The sequence below is a fragment of the Stenotrophomonas sp. FR012 genome (assembly GCF_047520565.2).
In the GTDB taxonomy this organism is placed as follows: Bacteria; Pseudomonadota; Gammaproteobacteria; order Xanthomonadales; family Xanthomonadaceae; genus Stenotrophomonas; species Stenotrophomonas sepilia.
Genome location: NZ_JAXBQL020000002.1, coordinates 26695 through 41322 on the forward strand (window position 1 = coordinate 26695; position 14628 = coordinate 41322).

General features: G+C 66.6%; 11 protein-coding genes. 6 read left to right on the top strand and 5 right to left on the bottom strand.

The window, feature by feature from the left end; translation table 11 throughout:
- Positions 1-56 precede the first annotated feature (56 nt).
- Entirely contained in the window at positions 57-2138 is a 2082-nt protein-coding gene (locus ACM0O9_RS04195; protein ID WP_414604085.1) for a TonB-dependent receptor family protein, read from the bottom strand.
- A gap of 131 nt (positions 2139-2269) precedes the next feature.
- Here ACM0O9_RS04195 and ACM0O9_RS04200 point away from each other — a divergent pair, with 131 nt between their 5' ends.
- Complete coding sequence (locus tag ACM0O9_RS04200; protein ID WP_005416963.1) at positions 2270-3190, top strand: M14 family metallopeptidase; 921 nt, start codon at positions 2270-2272, stop codon at positions 3188-3190.
- 33 nt (positions 3191-3223) lie between these two features.
- On the opposite strand, the gene ACM0O9_RS04205 is transcribed toward ACM0O9_RS04200, so the two are convergent.
- Positions 3224-4075 (bottom strand): LysR family transcriptional regulator, encoded by an 852-nt coding sequence (locus ACM0O9_RS04205; RefSeq protein WP_005416961.1) that lies wholly within the window; start codon positions 4073-4075, stop codon positions 3224-3226.
- Positions 4076-4233: 158 nt separating this feature from the next.
- Here ACM0O9_RS04205 and ACM0O9_RS04210 point away from each other — a divergent pair, with 158 nt between their 5' ends.
- The 4 genes from ACM0O9_RS04210 to betT all read left to right on the top strand — a co-directional run bounded on the left by ACM0O9_RS04210 (position 4234) and on the right by betT (position 7563).
- Complete coding sequence (locus tag ACM0O9_RS04210; RefSeq protein ID WP_005416959.1) at positions 4234-4587, top strand: SMR family transporter; 354 nt, start codon at positions 4234-4236, stop codon at positions 4585-4587.
- Positions 4587-4910 (top strand): DMT family transporter, encoded by a 324-nt coding sequence (locus ACM0O9_RS04215; protein WP_065179190.1) that lies wholly within the window; start codon positions 4587-4589, stop codon positions 4908-4910. Before ACM0O9_RS04210 ends, ACM0O9_RS04215 begins: the two co-directional genes overlap by 1 nt.
- 96 nt (positions 4911-5006) lie before the next feature.
- The gene (locus ACM0O9_RS04220) at positions 5007-5387 is read left to right on the top strand and encodes a VOC family protein (protein ID WP_065185724.1); all 381 of its coding nucleotides are present in this window, start codon (positions 5007-5009) and stop codon (positions 5385-5387) included.
- A gap of 196 nt (positions 5388-5583) precedes the next feature.
- Complete coding sequence (gene betT, locus ACM0O9_RS04225; RefSeq protein ID WP_005416952.1) at positions 5584-7563, top strand: choline BCCT transporter BetT; 1980 nt, start codon at positions 5584-5586, stop codon at positions 7561-7563.
- Positions 7564-7629: 66 nt separating this feature from the next.
- Here the strand turns inward: betT and ACM0O9_RS04230 are convergent, their stop codons facing one another.
- The 3 genes from ACM0O9_RS04230 to ACM0O9_RS04240 form a co-directional block, all read right to left on the bottom strand.
- Positions 7630-10257 carry a TonB-dependent receptor gene (locus ACM0O9_RS04230; protein WP_414604086.1) on the bottom strand — a complete coding sequence of 876 codons (2628 nt, stop codon included), beginning with the start codon at positions 10255-10257 and terminating at the stop codon, positions 7630-7632.
- Between the two features lie 167 nt (positions 10258-10424).
- Entirely contained in the window at positions 10425-10751 is a 327-nt protein-coding gene (locus tag ACM0O9_RS04235; RefSeq protein WP_095377111.1) for a hypothetical protein, read from the bottom strand.
- Positions 10752-10796: 45 nt separating this feature from the next.
- The gene (locus ACM0O9_RS04240; RefSeq protein WP_414604087.1) at positions 10797-11774 is read right to left on the bottom strand and encodes a zinc-binding dehydrogenase; all 978 of its coding nucleotides are present in this window, start codon (positions 11772-11774) and stop codon (positions 10797-10799) included.
- Between the two features lie 433 nt (positions 11775-12207).
- Here ACM0O9_RS04240 and ACM0O9_RS04245 point away from each other — a divergent pair, with 433 nt between their 5' ends.
- Positions 12208-14571 carry a ribonucleoside-diphosphate reductase subunit alpha gene (locus tag ACM0O9_RS04245; protein WP_414604088.1) on the top strand — a complete coding sequence of 788 codons (2364 nt, stop codon included), beginning with the start codon at positions 12208-12210 and terminating at the stop codon, positions 14569-14571.
- The last annotated feature ends 57 nt before the right edge of the window (positions 14572-14628 follow it).

The following is a 14628-nucleotide window of genomic DNA, read 5'->3' on the forward strand; positions in this document are numbered from 1 at the left end:
GGCATGATACGCCGCCACCGTGAGCGCCACCGTCACCGCATCGGGTGGCTACCGCCTCAGAAGCGGTAGCGGCCCTGCACGTAGAACGTGCGCGGCGCGGCCACCATGCGGCCGGCGTTGCCATCAACGTTGCGGGTGTACCAGCGCTTGTCGGCCAGGTTGTTCACGCCCAGCGCAATCTCGCTGTCGCCCAGGCCCGGCACCTGCCAGGCCACCTGCGCGTTCCACAGGCGCACGCCCGGCACGCGGCCCACGCGCGCATCGGCGGTTTCTTCCCAGGTGTTGGCGGCATCGGAGAACTGGCCGCTCTGGTGGGTGCTGGAGACATTGAAGGTCCAGCCGGCCAGCGCGTAGCGGGCGCCGACGCTGTCGGTGTCGCGCGAGTAGAACGGCACGTCCAGGCCACGGTTGTCGCCCGACTGCTGGGTCGCCTTGGTCCAGGTGTAGTTGGCGTACAGCTCCAACCCGGCCAGCGCACTGTCCTCGGCGAAGTGGTACTCCAGTGCGCTCTCCACGCCCTTGTGGTCGGTGGCGCCGATGTTCTGGAAGGTCGGCGGGGTGATTCCCGGTACCTGCAGGATCTGGTTGTCGAAGCGCATCTTGAACACGGTCACTTCCGCGCGCAGGGCGCCGTCCTGCCAGCGCGCGCCCAGCTCGGTGGTCCTGGCGATTTCCGGGTTCAGCGGGTTGTTGGCCGTCTGCGAATTGAGCTGGATGTTCTGCACCGGCCCGAACGAGGTGGTGTAGTTGCCGAACACGGTCAGCTGCGGGGTCAGCAGGTAGGCGATGTTGAGCGAGGGCAGGGCCTTGTCGTTGCGGCTGCTGAAGGTCGCCGCGCCACCGGTCTGGCGGCGGTCCATGTCGATCCACTCCATGCGCACGCCCGGGGTGATCCGCCACTGGCCGATCGCGATGCGGTCGTCGATGTAGAAGGCGTGCGCGTCGGTGGCGTTGTCGAAGCGGGTGGTGGCACTGGCCGCGCCGGTGCGGCGGGCGACGGTGTAGCTGCGGTCGTTGCCGCGCTCGCGCAGGAAGCGGTAGCCGGCGGTGATGTCATGCATCGCGCTGCCCCAGTGCAGGCGCTGGGTATAGCGCGGCTCGATGCCGAGCACGCGGTAGTCGCGCGGCTGCACGGTCAGCTGGGTGTTGGCGGCGTTGATCAGCGAGCTGGCACGGGTGCTCTCGTTGTAATAGGCCAGCACCTCGAACTCGCTGTTGGCCGACAGCGTGTTGGTGTAGCCCAGGTCGACGCCGGTGCGGTGGCCCTTCCAGAAATCGGTGGAGCGGGTGTTCTGGAACGGATCGGCCTCGTACTGGGTGCGGGTCAGGCCGCCCGGGGTCAGCGAGCGCACATCGTAGTAGGACAGCTTTGCGCGCAGTTCCTGCTGCGCATCGATGGCGTAGGCGAACTTCAGCGCGAGATCATTGAAGCGGTCATCGCTGCCCCGGCGCCAGCCGCGACCATCCTGGCCGGAGTACAGCAGGGCCGCGCCCAGGCCATTGTCGCCGGTACCGCCGAGGAAGGCGTTGTACTGGGTGCTGTCACCGCCGCCATGGTCGTAGGCGGTGTAGCGCATGCCGGCTTCGCCGTGCAGGCCGGCCTCGGTGGGAATGGAGCGGGTGCTGAAGTTGATGATGCCGCCCACGTTCTGCGGCCCGTAGCGCACCGCGCCGCCGCCGCGCACCACGTCGATCGACTCGATGTTGGACAGGCTGGTCGGCGCGAACGACAGCTGTGGCTGGCCATACGGCGCCACCGCCAGCGGCACGCCGTCCAACAGTACGGTCGAGCGCGGCGAGTAGCGCCCGGTGAGGCCGCGCACGCCGATGTTCAGCGACACCGAACTGCCCGCGGTGCCGGAGTTGTCGGTGACCTGCACGCCGGGGATGCGGCGCATCGCATCGCCGAGGCTGGCCGCGCCGCTGGCCTCGATGCGCTGGCGGTCGACCACGGTGCGCGCGCCGGCGAAGCTCTTCACGCTGTCATGCAGGCCGGTGCCCAGCCAGCTGCCCGAGACCTGGATGCTGTCCAGCGTGGTGGCGCCGTCCTGGGCGAAGGCGGTGGCGGCCGGGAGCAGGCACAGGGTAAGGGCGGCGGCCAGCGGCAGGCGGGCCGGTTGCAGGGCAGGGATGGGCATCGGTGCGGGCTGTGGAAGGCGGTAAATGAGAATTATTGCTGATTCCATTCGCCAATGGAATGCGCCGCCGGTTCACGCTGTTCCCCCAGTGGTAGAGTGGGCGATTGCTTCCTGACTCGCTGAGATCTGCCATGTCCCAAGCCGCCTTCTACCCCGTCGGAACCCCTGGCCAGCCGTGGGGAGCGGCGGAACGGGAGACGTGGCGTGGCCGCCAGCAGCGCCTGCGTCGCTATGACGAGGAAGTGCTGCCGCGCATCGAGGCGCTGGCCTCGCGCTTCGACAAGGTGGCCTACGGCCAGCTCGACTACGCTGGCGAGACCTACACCCTGTTCGCCCTGCGCAGCCGCGATTGGAACCCGGTGCTGCCGGCTGCCCTGGTTACCGGTGGCGTGCACGGTTATGAGACCAGCGGCGTGATGGGCGCGCTGGAATTCCTCGAAAAGCACGCCGCCGACTACGCCGGCAAGGCCAATCTGCTGGTGGCACCGTGCGTGAATCCGTGGGGCTTCGAGCGCATCAACCGCTGGAACTTCGATGCGATCGACCCGAACCGCAACTTCCGCGCCGACGGCCCGGCGCGTGAATCAACGGCGGTGATCGATCTGATCGCGCCGTACAAGGGCCAGTTCGTGCTGCACATCGACCTGCACGAGACCACCGACAGCGACGAGAGCGAGTTCCGCCCGGCGTTGGCCGCGCGTGACGGCAGGCCGTTCGAACCGGGCCTGATCCCCGATGGCTTCTACCTGGTGGATGACAGCGAGAACCCGCAGCCGGTCTTCCAGCAGGCGGTGATCGCCGCGGTGGAGAAGGTCACCCACATCGCGCCGGCTGACGACAAGGGCGAGATCATCGGTTCGCCGCTGGTGGCCCACGGCGTGATCGAATATCCGCTGGTGAAGCTGGGACTGTGCGCGGGCATCACCGGTGCGAAGTTCACTACCACCACCGAGGTCTACCCGGACAGCTCCCGGGCGACCCCGCAGCAGTGCAACGACGCGCAGGTGGCCGCGGTGTGCGCGGCACTGGATTACGCGCTCGCCCATCGTTGACCGGTAGTGCCGGCCGCTGGCCGGCAACTCGTATCACCCCAACGCGTCGGCCCACCACAGTGCGGCCGGTCCCGGCGGCGCGTCGCGGCGCCAGAGCAGGTCGCTGTGGATGCGCCGCGGCCAGCCGGGCAGCGTCAGTTCCACCAGTCGCCCGCGGTCATAACGTTGCACCAGTGCCCGCGGCAGCTCGGCCCAGCCGATGCCGTCCTCGGCCATCTCCATCACCATCAGATAGTCGGTGGCGGTCCAGGCCAGGCCGGTGACGATGTGGGATTGATCGACCTCCGCACTCAATCGCACCTGCCGGTGCCGCGCCAGCTGTGCGGCGCTGCGACGGCCGGCGCTGGCCAGTGGGTGCTCGCGCGCCACGTACACCGACAGTTCGCTGTGATGGGCCAACGGCCGGGCCATCAGGCCATCCGGATAGCTTTCCTGTTGCGGCAGCAGGCCCAGCGCGGCGCGGCCGCTGCCGACCAGCTCCAGCACGTCATCGCCTTCGGCATCCAGCCATTCCAGTTCGATCTCCGGGAATGCTTCGGCAAAGCGCTGCAGCACGCGCTGCTCCGGATCGAGCTGGTACACGTCGGAGAACACCACGGTCAGCCGCGCTTCGACCGGCGCGGCCAGGCGCACACTCAACTGCTGCAGGCGGGCATCGGCGGCGAGGATTTCCTGGGCATGGCCGAGCACCTGGCGCCCGGCCTCGGTCAACCGGGGGTAGCGCCCGCTGCGGTCGAACAGGCTCACGCCCAGGTCGGCCTCCAGATGGGCAATGGCGGTACTGACCGTTGACTGGGTCTTGCGCAGGCGGCGCGCCGCCGCCGAGAACGAGCCCAGCGCGGCCGCTTCCACGAAGGCCTGCAGGGATTCGGGGGAATAGGGCATTGATCCATCGCTCCTGTCGATGGGATCCATTTTGGTGCCACCGTAAAAGGCGATGATACTGGCCGCCGTCGCCCCTGTCTGCGGGCGTTCCGGACCCTCCACGCATGCCGTGGACCCATTGAAGAGGCGGCGCGGTCCCCGCCTGCAAGGAGCTTCACATGTCCCGTACTGTTCCCGCCCGTGGCGCGCTGGCCGCCTGGGCCTGCCTGACCGTGGCGATCATCGCCGAGGTGGTCGGCACCTCGTTCATGGCCCATGCCGCCCGCGACGGCGGCTGGAGCGGCTACCTGATCATGGCCGGCGCGCTGGCGCTGTCCTACTTCTTCCTCGCGCAGTCGGTGCGCCGCATTGCTGTGGGCGTGGCCTACGCGGTGTGGGAAGGCCTCGGCCTGACCCTGCTGACCGTGGTCGGCCTCACCGTGTTCGGCGAGAGCCTGTCGCTGCAGCAGCTGGCCGGCCTGATGCTGGCGGTGGCCGGCATCGTCTGCGTCACCCTCGGGGAGGCGCACTGATGAACACCCTGGCCCTGTTTTTCGTGATCTGCTCGGCGCTGATCGACGTCGCCGCCAACATGATGGTGGCCAAGTCGGAAGGTTTCCGTCGTTGGCGCTGGGGCGTCGGTGCGATCGTCCTGGTCTGGATCGCCTTCGCCCTGCTGGGCCAGGCCGTGCGCTACATGGATCTGGCCACGGCCTATGCGATGTGGGGGGCGATCGGCGTGATCGGCACCGCCAGCTGCGGCCGCCTGTTGTTCGGCAACCGCCTGCGGCCGATCGGCTGGGTCGGCATCGGTCTGGTCACGGCGGCGGTACTGCTGCTCAGCACCGCCAAGTAGCAGCACGCCCGGTCGCGAGCGGGGCGGCGAGGGTGCAGCGATTTGCGAAGTCGCCCGCGCTCATCGACACTGCGGTTTTCCACATGGAGTGCCCGCATGTTCAGCCACATCACCGTAGGAACGAACGACATGGATGCCGCGCGTCGCTTCTATGACGCCCTGTTCGCTGCGATGGCCGCGCGTGCGGGCGTATTCGACGAGAAGGGACGGCTGCTGTACTTCAAGGATGGACGGATGTTCGGTGTAACCGCGCCGATCGATGGGCAGCCAGCGTGCCATGCCAACGGTGGCACCATCGGTTTCAGTCTGGGCAGTGCAGAGGCCGTGCGTGCCTGGCAGGAAGCTGGAGTGGCTCACGGTGGCAGCGCCATCGAAGATCCGCCCGGCGTCCGCAACATGTCCGGTCGGCAGGTGTTCCTGGCCTATCTGCGTGACCCGGATGGCAACAAGCTGTGTGCGGTGCATGTAATGTCGTGATCGGACAGGATGCGCGTGGCCGCGCCGCAGGCGGTGCGCGCGGCCCGCGCAAGCAAGGGTGCGTCGCAGCGCGCGCGTGATACCACGGAATGAGCGGACGGGCCTGCGACCACAGGCCGCAACTTCATGCTCTGTCCACTGCGGTTCAGCCAGAATCGGTCGGCTAACCCTTTGATCTTCCGGAGAACGCCGCCCCATGGAAGTACTGGAGCCGCAACAATCCCCGGTGCGCACCCTTCGGCCTGTGTTCGCCTTCGCGGCGATCGTTGTCGTGGCGTTCGCGCTGTTCGTCAGCCTGTTCCCGCTCGGCGCGGGCCGCCTTCTGCTCAAGGCACAGGACTGGGCCGCCCTCAACGTCGGCTGGTACTACCTGCTGGCCATGACCCTGTACCTGGTGTTCGTGGTGGGCGTGGCGTTGTCCAAGTACGGTGGCATCAAGCTGGGTGCCGACCATGACGAGCCGGAGTTCAGTTACCTCTCATGGGCCGGCATGCTGTTCGCCGCCGGCATCAGCATCACCCTGTTCTTCTTCTGCGTATCCGAACCGCTGACCCACTACCTGCAGCCGCCGCAGGGCGATCCGGCCGCAGGCGAGGCTGGCGCGCGCCAGGCCATGCAGCTGCTGTTCCTGCACTGGGGCCTGCACGGCTGGGGCGTGTTCGCGCTGGCGGCGATGGCGATGGCCTACTTCGCCTATCGCCACAACCTGCCACTGGCCCTGCGCTCTGCGCTGTACCCACTGATCGGCAAGCGCATCAATGGCCCGATCGGCTACACCGTGGATGCGCTGGGCATCGTCGCCACCGTATTCGGCATCGGTGCCGACATGGGCTTCGGCGTGCTGCACCTCAATGCCGGCCTCTCGCACCTGTTCGACATTCCGCACTCCAACCTGGTGCAGATCATCCTGGTGGTCAGCATGATGGGCGCGGCCGTGGCCGTGGCCGTGTCCGGCGTCGAGAAGGGCGTGCGCTGGATGGCCAACATCAACATGCTGCTGGCGATCGCGCTGGTGCTGTTCATGCTGTTCGCCGGGCCGACGCAGTACCTGTTCAGCACGCTGATGCAGAACCTGGGCGACTACCTGGGCAGCGTGGTCGGCAAGAGTTTCGATGTGTACGCCTATGGCGGCCGACCGGAATGGCTGGGCGGCTGGACGGTGTTCTACTGGGCCTGGTGGATCGGCTGGGCACCGTTCGTCGGCCTGTTCATCGCGCGCATCTCACGTGGCCGCACCATCCGCGAATTCGTGTTCGGGGTGCTGCTGATCCCGCTCGGCTTCACCCTGGCCTGGCTGTCGATCTTCGGCAACAGCGCGCTGGACCAGGTGCTCCACCACGGCCAGCAGCAACTGGCGCAGCTGGCGGTGGATGACCCACCGACCGTGTTGTATGCACTGCTGGATGGCTACCCGTGGAGCCGCACGGTGATCGCGGTGACGGTGCTGGTGAGCTTCATCTTCTTCGTGACCTCCGCTGATTCGGGAGCGGTGGTGTTGTCCACGCTGTCGTCGCATGGTGGATCGCCCGAAGACGATGGTCCGCGCTGGCTGCGTGTGTTCTGGGGCACGGTGATCGCGGTGCTGACCGCCGGGTTGTTGCTGGCCGGCAGCATCGATGCATTGAAATCGGCGGTGGTGCTGGCATCGCTGCCGTTCTCGGCGATCCTGCTGCTGATGATGTGGGGCCTGACCCGCGCGTTCAGTGACGAGTCGCACCGCAAGCGCGCGCTGCAGTACCGGCCGTCGCCGTTGATCGGAGACGATCGCCATCATCAGGGCTGGCGCCAGCGCCTGAGCCAGGCCATGCACTTCCCGGTGCGCGACCAGGTCTACCGCTTCATGGATGACACCGTGAAGCCGGCGATGGAGGCGGTGGCCGAACAGCTGCGCGGGCAGGGTTGGGATGTATCCACCCGCTTCGAGGCCGGCGACATGGAGCTGACGGTGAACCACGGCGAGCAGCAGGACTTCCTGTACCGGGTGATCCTGAGCGGCTACCTGACCCCGTCGTTTGCCGCGCAGCAGCTGCGCAACCAGCGCTACTACCGCGCCGAGGTGCATCTGTTCGAAGGCAGCCAGGACTACGACCTGGTGGGCTACAGCCGCAAGCAGATCATCAACGACATCATCAGCCAGTACGAACGGCACCTGCAGTTCCTGCACCTGAGCCGTTGATGGTAGTGCCGGCCGCTGGCCGGCAACGCGAACGGGGCGGCGCATCATCGCCGCCCCGTTGGCGCATCAGAACCGGTAGCGCGCACCCAGCGAGACGAACTGTCCGCGCAGGTTGTACTGGCTGATGTCGAAGCCGTTGGAACCGCCAGCCGGATCGAACGGCGGATCCTTGTCGGTCAGGTTCAGCACCGACAGCGACAGCGTGGTATTCGGAATTCCCTCGTACGCCACGTAAAGGTCCAGCTGGTGATACGGCTTGACGCGGTTACGCAGCCCCGGATTGCTGGTCGCCGTCGCCACGCGCTGGTCGTAGCCGCTCACGTACTGCAGGCTCAGCGTGCTGCTCCAGTCGCCCACCGCCCAGTTCAATGAGGTGGTGCCGCGCGTACGCGGCAGTGCGCCGTGGCGGTTGTTGCCGGCGCCTTCGTACGGCGACTGGCCAGCCACCAGCGGCTGCTTGAAGCTCAGCAGGTGGGTCCAGCTGCCGGCCACGGTGAAGTTGCCCCAGCCGTCGGTACGGAAGGTGCGGCTGGCGTCCAGGTCCAGCCCCGAGGTGGTCAACTCGCCCTGGTTGGCATACTGGTTGGAGATGAACTGGATGCGTCCCTGCGCATCACGTTGCACGCGGCCCGGGAACAGAGTCGGGTTGTCGACGATGAACTGCGCGCTGTCCGGCTTGACCAGGTTGTCCTGCTCGATGCGGTACCAGTCCAGGCCGATGCTGGTATCACCATCCGGCGACCACACTGCACCCACGTTGAAGTTGCGCGAGCGCTCGGCCTTCAGGTCCGGGTTGCCGGTGCGGATGTTGGTCACGCCACGGCTGCCGCCCGGTTGCAGGGGGTCCAGCGGATCGATCACCGAGCCGTAGCTGACGGTCTGGCCCGGCGCGATCTCCGGCAGCGACGGTGCACGGAAGCCGCGCGAGAACGAGCCGCGCAGCAGCAGGCTGTCCAGCGGCTGCCAGCGCAGCGCCACCTTGGGCGAGAACGCTTTGCCGAAGTCATCGTAGTGATCGCCGCGACCGGCCACCTGCAGTTCCAGGGTGCGATGCAGCGGCACGCTCAGTTCGGCGTAGGCGGCGCTGACCTGGCGCTCGCCGTTGACCACGTTGATGGCCGGGCGCAATTCGGTGCCCGACAGCACCTGGGCACTGGTGCGCGCATCCAGCGATTCCTTGCGGAACTCCGCGCCCCAGGCGAAGCCGACCGTACCGGCCGGCATCTGCCACAGCGAGGTCGAGGCCTTCAGGTTCAACGCGTGCAGCTTGTACCAGCCTGGCCGCTTGGTCTGCAGACGCAGTGCATCCAGCGCGCCCGGCGTGGCGGACGGGTTGAGGAAGTTGTAGCTTCCGTCGCGCAGGATCTGTTCGAACGCATAGCGGTTGACGAAATTGTCGACGTACTCGCGCTGCGCACTTTGCGAGGTCAGCGCCGCGACTTCCCAGTCCCAGCGTTCACCGCTGCCGCGCACGCCCGCCAGGGCACGGTAGAACACCTGCGTGTTGTCCTTCAGGCGCGGGCCGAGATCGAAGAAGGTGTACTCGAACGGCAGCGGCGTGCTGCCCGGATTGTTGGGATGGCCGACCGGCAGCACCGCCGGCACGTCAATCAGCGTGCCGGTGGCCGGGTTGTACGCGCGCAGGCCGGGGCCGACGGTCAGCGGCGCGCTGAAGATCTGGTCGGCCTTGTTGTGGCTGTACAGCACATCGGCGAAGGCCTCGACGCTGTCATTGAAGCGGTAGGTTGCACTCAACGAGGCCTGCAGGCGCTCGGCGCCGGGTTGCAGGGTCTTGAACGGCTGCGCATTGAAGGCGCAGGCCTGGCCGGGCAGGGTACTGCCGAAGTCGCTGTACGGGCGCAGCTGGCTGCCCTCGGGGCAGTTGGCGAACGGCTGCGGCGCGCGCGGGTTGGACAGCCAGTTGCCACCGGCGGTGGACCAGCCGGCCAGGCGTCCGCCGGGCTTGTCGCGGAAATCGCCGCTGCGGGTATAGGCGCGCTGGTCGGCGTCGAGGCGATCACGCTTGAGCAGGTCCAAGCCGAACAGCACGTTCCAGCCCTGCTGCTCCAGTTCGCCGAAGCCGGCCAACAGGTTGGCCTTGCGTTCGTTCAAGCCGCCTTGGGTGGCGGTACCGAAGCCGCCACCGACGTCCACGCCCTGGAAGTTCCTGCGCAGGATGATGTTGATGACCCCGGCGATGGCATCGGAACCGTACACCGCCGAGGCGCCGTCCTTGAGCACTTCGATGCGCTCGACGGCGCTGATCGGCAACGCGTTTAGGTCGACGAAAGTGTCCTGGGTATTGAGTGCGAAGCCGAAGTTGGACACGCGGTAGCCGTTGACCAGCACCAGCGTGTTCTTCGGTGACAGGCCACGCAGGCCGATCGAGGCAGAGCCGGCGGCGAAGCTGCCCGTGTACTGCTCGTCGAAGCTGTTGCCGGCATTGGCCGACAGATTGCGCAGCACGTCGGTGAGTGTTGAACGACCGGTCTGCTCGATCTGTTCGCGGCTGACGATCTGCACCGGGTTGGGCCCGGCGGTATCGCTGCGCTTGATGTTGGAGCCGGTCACCAGCACGGCGCCGAGGGTGGTGCTGTGCTTGCCGGCATCGGTGGTTTCAGAGGCGCTGGCGGTGCCAGCAGTGAGGCCCAGCGCGATCGCGCCGGCAAGCAGGTTCAGGGTGGTGCGGTACATGGAAGCGGCAACGCCGAACGGGGGAGGAGCCGTCAGTACCGCATGCAGGTACCTGCGCCTTCCAATGACGAAAGCGCATTCAGTTATACATCACAGGTTCTTAACGACCGGAGCAGGCAGCGGCGGACCGTATCCGGGCGCCGCTACTGCATTCAACCCCGATCCATTCAATCGACTGGGTGAATTATCAGGTCGGAGACGAAAATCCAGAGGCTGTCCGGTATGTCGTTGTGGCAAGCAAGCCCCATATCCGTGATGCTTTCAGGAAACTGGACCAGCACCCGCATGCCACGTTGATGCCTGGTCATGGAAGTCTGGGATTCCTCAAGAACAATGGTCCCGTTGGTACCGATCAACCTCCAGTAGTCTTCGGAGGGCCGAACATCGTCAGGAGGGGATTTGCTCCCGAGAAAGGTCGCCAGCAGCACCTTCCGACCATTCATTCCGCTCAACGTGATTCCTTCTTCAGCAAAGACGATGTAGACATTATCCATTGGGATGACGGCGGCGCGCGGCGCCGCCGGATCCAGTGCCTAGCATCACGGCCGCAGCAGCACCTTGCCATTGCGTCCCGACCCAGCACCGGCCTTCGCTGCCTGGGCGATATCGTCCAGCGCGAAGATCTGCTCCACCGGCAAGGTCAGTTCGCCGCTGGCCGCGCGCTTGAGCAGCTCGCCGACCAGCCGGCGCTTGTCCTCCACCGCCATCGCCTGGCTGACCTTGCTGCCCCAGAAGCCCTTCACCGTGGCCTCCTTGTAGATCAGGCCGCCGGCGGGAATGTGCATCGGTTCGCCACTCATCACACCGAACGACACCAGCGTGCCGTGGTGGCCGAGCAGGTCGACCAGATCGCCACTGGCGTCGCCGCCGATGGAATCCACTGCGGCCGCGGCCTGTGCTTCGCCGGTCGCCTCACGCACGCGATCCTTCCAGCCGTCCACCAAGGTGTCGAATACATGATCGATGCCCAGCGCCTGCAACTGCGCTACGGCCGCGGCATTGCGCACCAGGTTGGCCACGTGCACGCCGCGCGCCTTTGCCAGCATCGCCAGCGACTTGCCGACCGCGCCGTTGGCGGTGTTCTGCACGATCCACTGGCCTGCTTGGACGTGCAGGAATTCCAGCAGCATCAGCGCGCTCAGCGGCATCGCGATCAACTGTGCGGCCATCTCGTCCGGGATCGCCTCCGGCATCGGAATCACCATGCGTGCCGGTGCGACGAAGGCCTCGGCCCAGGTGCCGTGCACCGAGGCGGCGGCTACCCGCTGGCCGATCTGCAGGCCGTCCACGCCATCGCCGAGTGCATCGACCACGCCCAGTGCTTCACTGCCACCGATCGCCGGCAATGTCGGCTTGTACCCGTAGAGGCCACGCACGGTCAGCAGGTCGTGGTTGTGGATCGAGGCCAGCACGGTGCGGATGCGCACCTCGCCGGGGCCGGGCTCGGGCAGGGCGGCATCGGCAATGGCGAGGACGTCGGCCGGGTTGCCGAAGGAGGAGTACTGGGCAGCGCGCATGGGGCGGTGTTCCGGGGAAAGTGGATGTTGTACCGAACTGGGGACGCAGGGCATGTCGACAAGGCGTCGCCGCTGCAACACGGCATCCTGCGACTGATCGTCGCGGCATGTCGTGATTACCGCATCTTGTGTTGACGGTGCGCGTCATCCCCACTATGTTGTGGCCGTCACTCCCGGTCAGCCGCCGCCGCCGGACATGCAGCAAACGTCCCGCGGCCCGCCCCTGAAGGCTTGCCGTGTCGACGCGGCCGCCATCGTGCGGACGCAGGTCGCCCCCCACGGCCCGGATACCGGCCGCAGGCGCAGGCAGATGCCGACGACCTACGTTCCCGCACCCTGGCAATCCACCCGTTCGCCCCGTGCGCCGGTATCGCGTCCAGGGCCGCCATGGCATCGAGCGCCAATGCGCGTGCGAGCCTGGAGTTTCACCACCATGACCGACAGTACCTTCCGCGTGGCCGATCCGGCCGGCGCTGGCGACGCCTTGCGCGCCGGTGGCGAGCGCGTACCGACCTGGATCACCAAGGAGGCCGGCAACCGCCGCCTGCCGTTCGACGCCGAGCGCCTGCAGCGCAGCATCGATGCCGTGCATGCCGAGTTCCCGCAGCTGGATGTGAGCGACTACCGCCGCGTGGTGCAGGCAATGGTCGAACGCAAGCCCAGCATCAGCGCCGATGACTTGGTCGATCTGTTGATCCGCGAGGCCGAATCGCGGGTGGACCTGGTCGCGCCCGAGTGGGAACAGTTCGCCGCGCGCATCTACCTGCGCCGCCTGTACAAGCGTGCCAGCCGCAACCGCTTCTACGATGTCAGCCTGAAGTACGGCTCTTACGTGGGCCTGCAGGAAAGCCTGGCTGACCGCGGCATCTACAGCAACGACATCCTGCGCTGCTATTCGAAGGAAGAGCTGCAGCAGGCCGGTGAGATGATCGATCCGGAACGCGACCGCCTGTTCGCCTACAACGGCCTGTACCTGCTGGCCACCCGCTATCTGGCCAGCGACCGCAGCCGCGAGGTCTATGAACTGCCGCAGGAGCGCTGGCTGACCATTGCGCTGTACCTGATGCAGGAGGAAAAGCCGCGCGAACGCCGCATGCAGCTGGTTGGCGAGGCGTACTGGGCGCTGTCCAACCTGTACATGACCGTGGCCACGCCGACGCTGGCAAATGCCGGCAAGGTGGGCGGCCAGCTGTCCAGCTGCTTCATCGACACGGTGGACGACAGCCTGCAGGGCATCTATGACTCCAACACCGATATCGCGCGCGTGTCCAAGCACGGCGGCGGGGTTGGCGCCTACCTGGGCTACGTGCGCAGCAGCGGCGCACCGATCCGTGGCGTGGCCAATTCCTCCGGCGGCGTGGTGCCGTGGATCAAGCAGCTCAACAACACGGCGGTGTCGGTTGATCAGCTTGGCCAGCGCAAGGGCGCGGTGGCGGTGTACCTGGACATCTGGCACCGCGACATCGAAGCCTTCATGGACCTGCGCCTCAACAACGGCGACCAGCGCCTGCGCGCGCACGATGTGTTCACCTCGGTGTGCGTACCCGACCTGTTCATGGAAGCGGTCGAGCGCCGCGCCGACTGGTACCTGTTCGACCCGCACGAGGTGAAGCAGGCCAAGGGCTGGTACCTGCAGGACTTCTACGATGAGAAGCGCGGTTCGGGCAGCTTCCGCGACCGCTATGCCGAGCTGGTGGCCGATGAGAGCATCAGCCGCCGCACGGTGAAGGCCATCGATCTGTTCAAGCGGATCATGCTCAGCCAGCTGGAAACCGGCAACCCGTTCCTGTTCTACCGCGACGAGGTCAATCGCAGGAACCCGAACAAGCACGCGGGCATGATCTATTCCAGCAACCTGTGCACCGAGATCCTGCAGAACATGAGCCCGACGCGGATGATCCAGGAGATCGTCAGCGGCGACCAGATCGTCACCACGCGCCGTGCGGGCGACTTCGTGGTCTGCAACCTGTCCTCGATCAACCTCGGCCGGGCGATCAGTGCGCCGGATGACCTGCTGGCCACCGATGTGCTGGAGCGCCTGATCCCGATCCAGGTGCGCATGCTCGACAACGTGATCGACCTCAACGCGTTGCCGGTGCCGCAGGCCACGATCACCAACCGCAAGTACCGCGCCATCGGCCTGGGCACGTTCGGTTGGCACCACCTGCTGGCGCAGCAGGCGATCCAGTGGGAATCTCCGGATGCCGAAGAATTGGCCGACCGTCTCTACGAACGCATCAACTTCCTGACCATCCAGGCCAGCGCGCAACTGGCGCAGGAGAAGGGCAGCTACCCGATGTTCGCGGGCAGCGACTGGCACAACGGGCGCTACTTCCGTGACCGCGACTACACTGGCGCCGCATGGGACAGCCTGGCCCGCGAGATCGCCACGCACGGCCTGCGCAACGGATGGCTGCTGGCCGTGGCGCCGAACATGAGCACCGCGCAGATTGCCGGTTCCACCGCTTCGATCGACCCGATCTACAGCGCGTTCTACTACGAGGAGAAGAAGGACTTCCGGCGGCCGGTGGCAGCACCGGGACTGTCGCTGGAGACCTGGCCGTACTACGAGAAGGGCGCCTACAAGGTCGACCAGTTCGCCAGCGTGCGCCAGAACGCGCGCCGCCAGCGGCATGTCGACCAGTCGATCAGTTTCAACCTGTACGTGCCCAGCACCATCCGTGCGAGCACGCTGCTGGAGCTGCACCTGAGCGCCTGGCGCGAAGGCCTGAAGACCACCTATTACGTGCGCTCCAACGACATCGACATCAGCGAATGCGAGTGGTGCGCCAGCTGACCACCGGCGACCCACGGTAGTGCCGGCCGCTGGCCGGCAACACGATAGAAAGAGAAC

Coding starts and splice junctions, on each gene's coding strand:
- ACM0O9_RS04195 (WP_414604085.1), bottom strand. CDS start 2,138: ATGCCCATCCCTGCCCTGCAACCGGCCCGCCTGCCGCTGGCCGCCGCC.
- ACM0O9_RS04200 (WP_005416963.1), top strand. CDS start 2,270: ATGTCCCAAGCCGCCTTCTACCCCGTCGGAACCCCTGGCCAGCCGTGG.
- ACM0O9_RS04205 (WP_005416961.1), bottom strand. CDS start 4,075: ATGCCCTATTCCCCCGAATCCCTGCAGGCCTTCGTGGAAGCGGCCGCG.
- ACM0O9_RS04210 (WP_005416959.1), top strand. CDS start 4,234: ATGTCCCGTACTGTTCCCGCCCGTGGCGCGCTGGCCGCCTGGGCCTGC.
- ACM0O9_RS04215 (WP_065179190.1), top strand. CDS start 4,587: ATGAACACCCTGGCCCTGTTTTTCGTGATCTGCTCGGCGCTGATCGAC.
- ACM0O9_RS04220 (WP_065185724.1), top strand. CDS start 5,007: ATGTTCAGCCACATCACCGTAGGAACGAACGACATGGATGCCGCGCGT.
- betT (WP_005416952.1), top strand. CDS start 5,584: ATGGAAGTACTGGAGCCGCAACAATCCCCGGTGCGCACCCTTCGGCCT.
- ACM0O9_RS04230 (WP_414604086.1), bottom strand. CDS start 10,257: ATGTACCGCACCACCCTGAACCTGCTTGCCGGCGCGATCGCGCTGGGC.
- ACM0O9_RS04235 (WP_095377111.1), bottom strand. CDS start 10,751: ATGGATAATGTCTACATCGTCTTTGCTGAAGAAGGAATCACGTTGAGC.
- ACM0O9_RS04240 (WP_414604087.1), bottom strand. CDS start 11,774: ATGCGCGCTGCCCAGTACTCCTCCTTCGGCAACCCGGCCGACGTCCTC.
- ACM0O9_RS04245 (WP_414604088.1), top strand. CDS start 12,208: ATGACCGACAGTACCTTCCGCGTGGCCGATCCGGCCGGCGCTGGCGAC.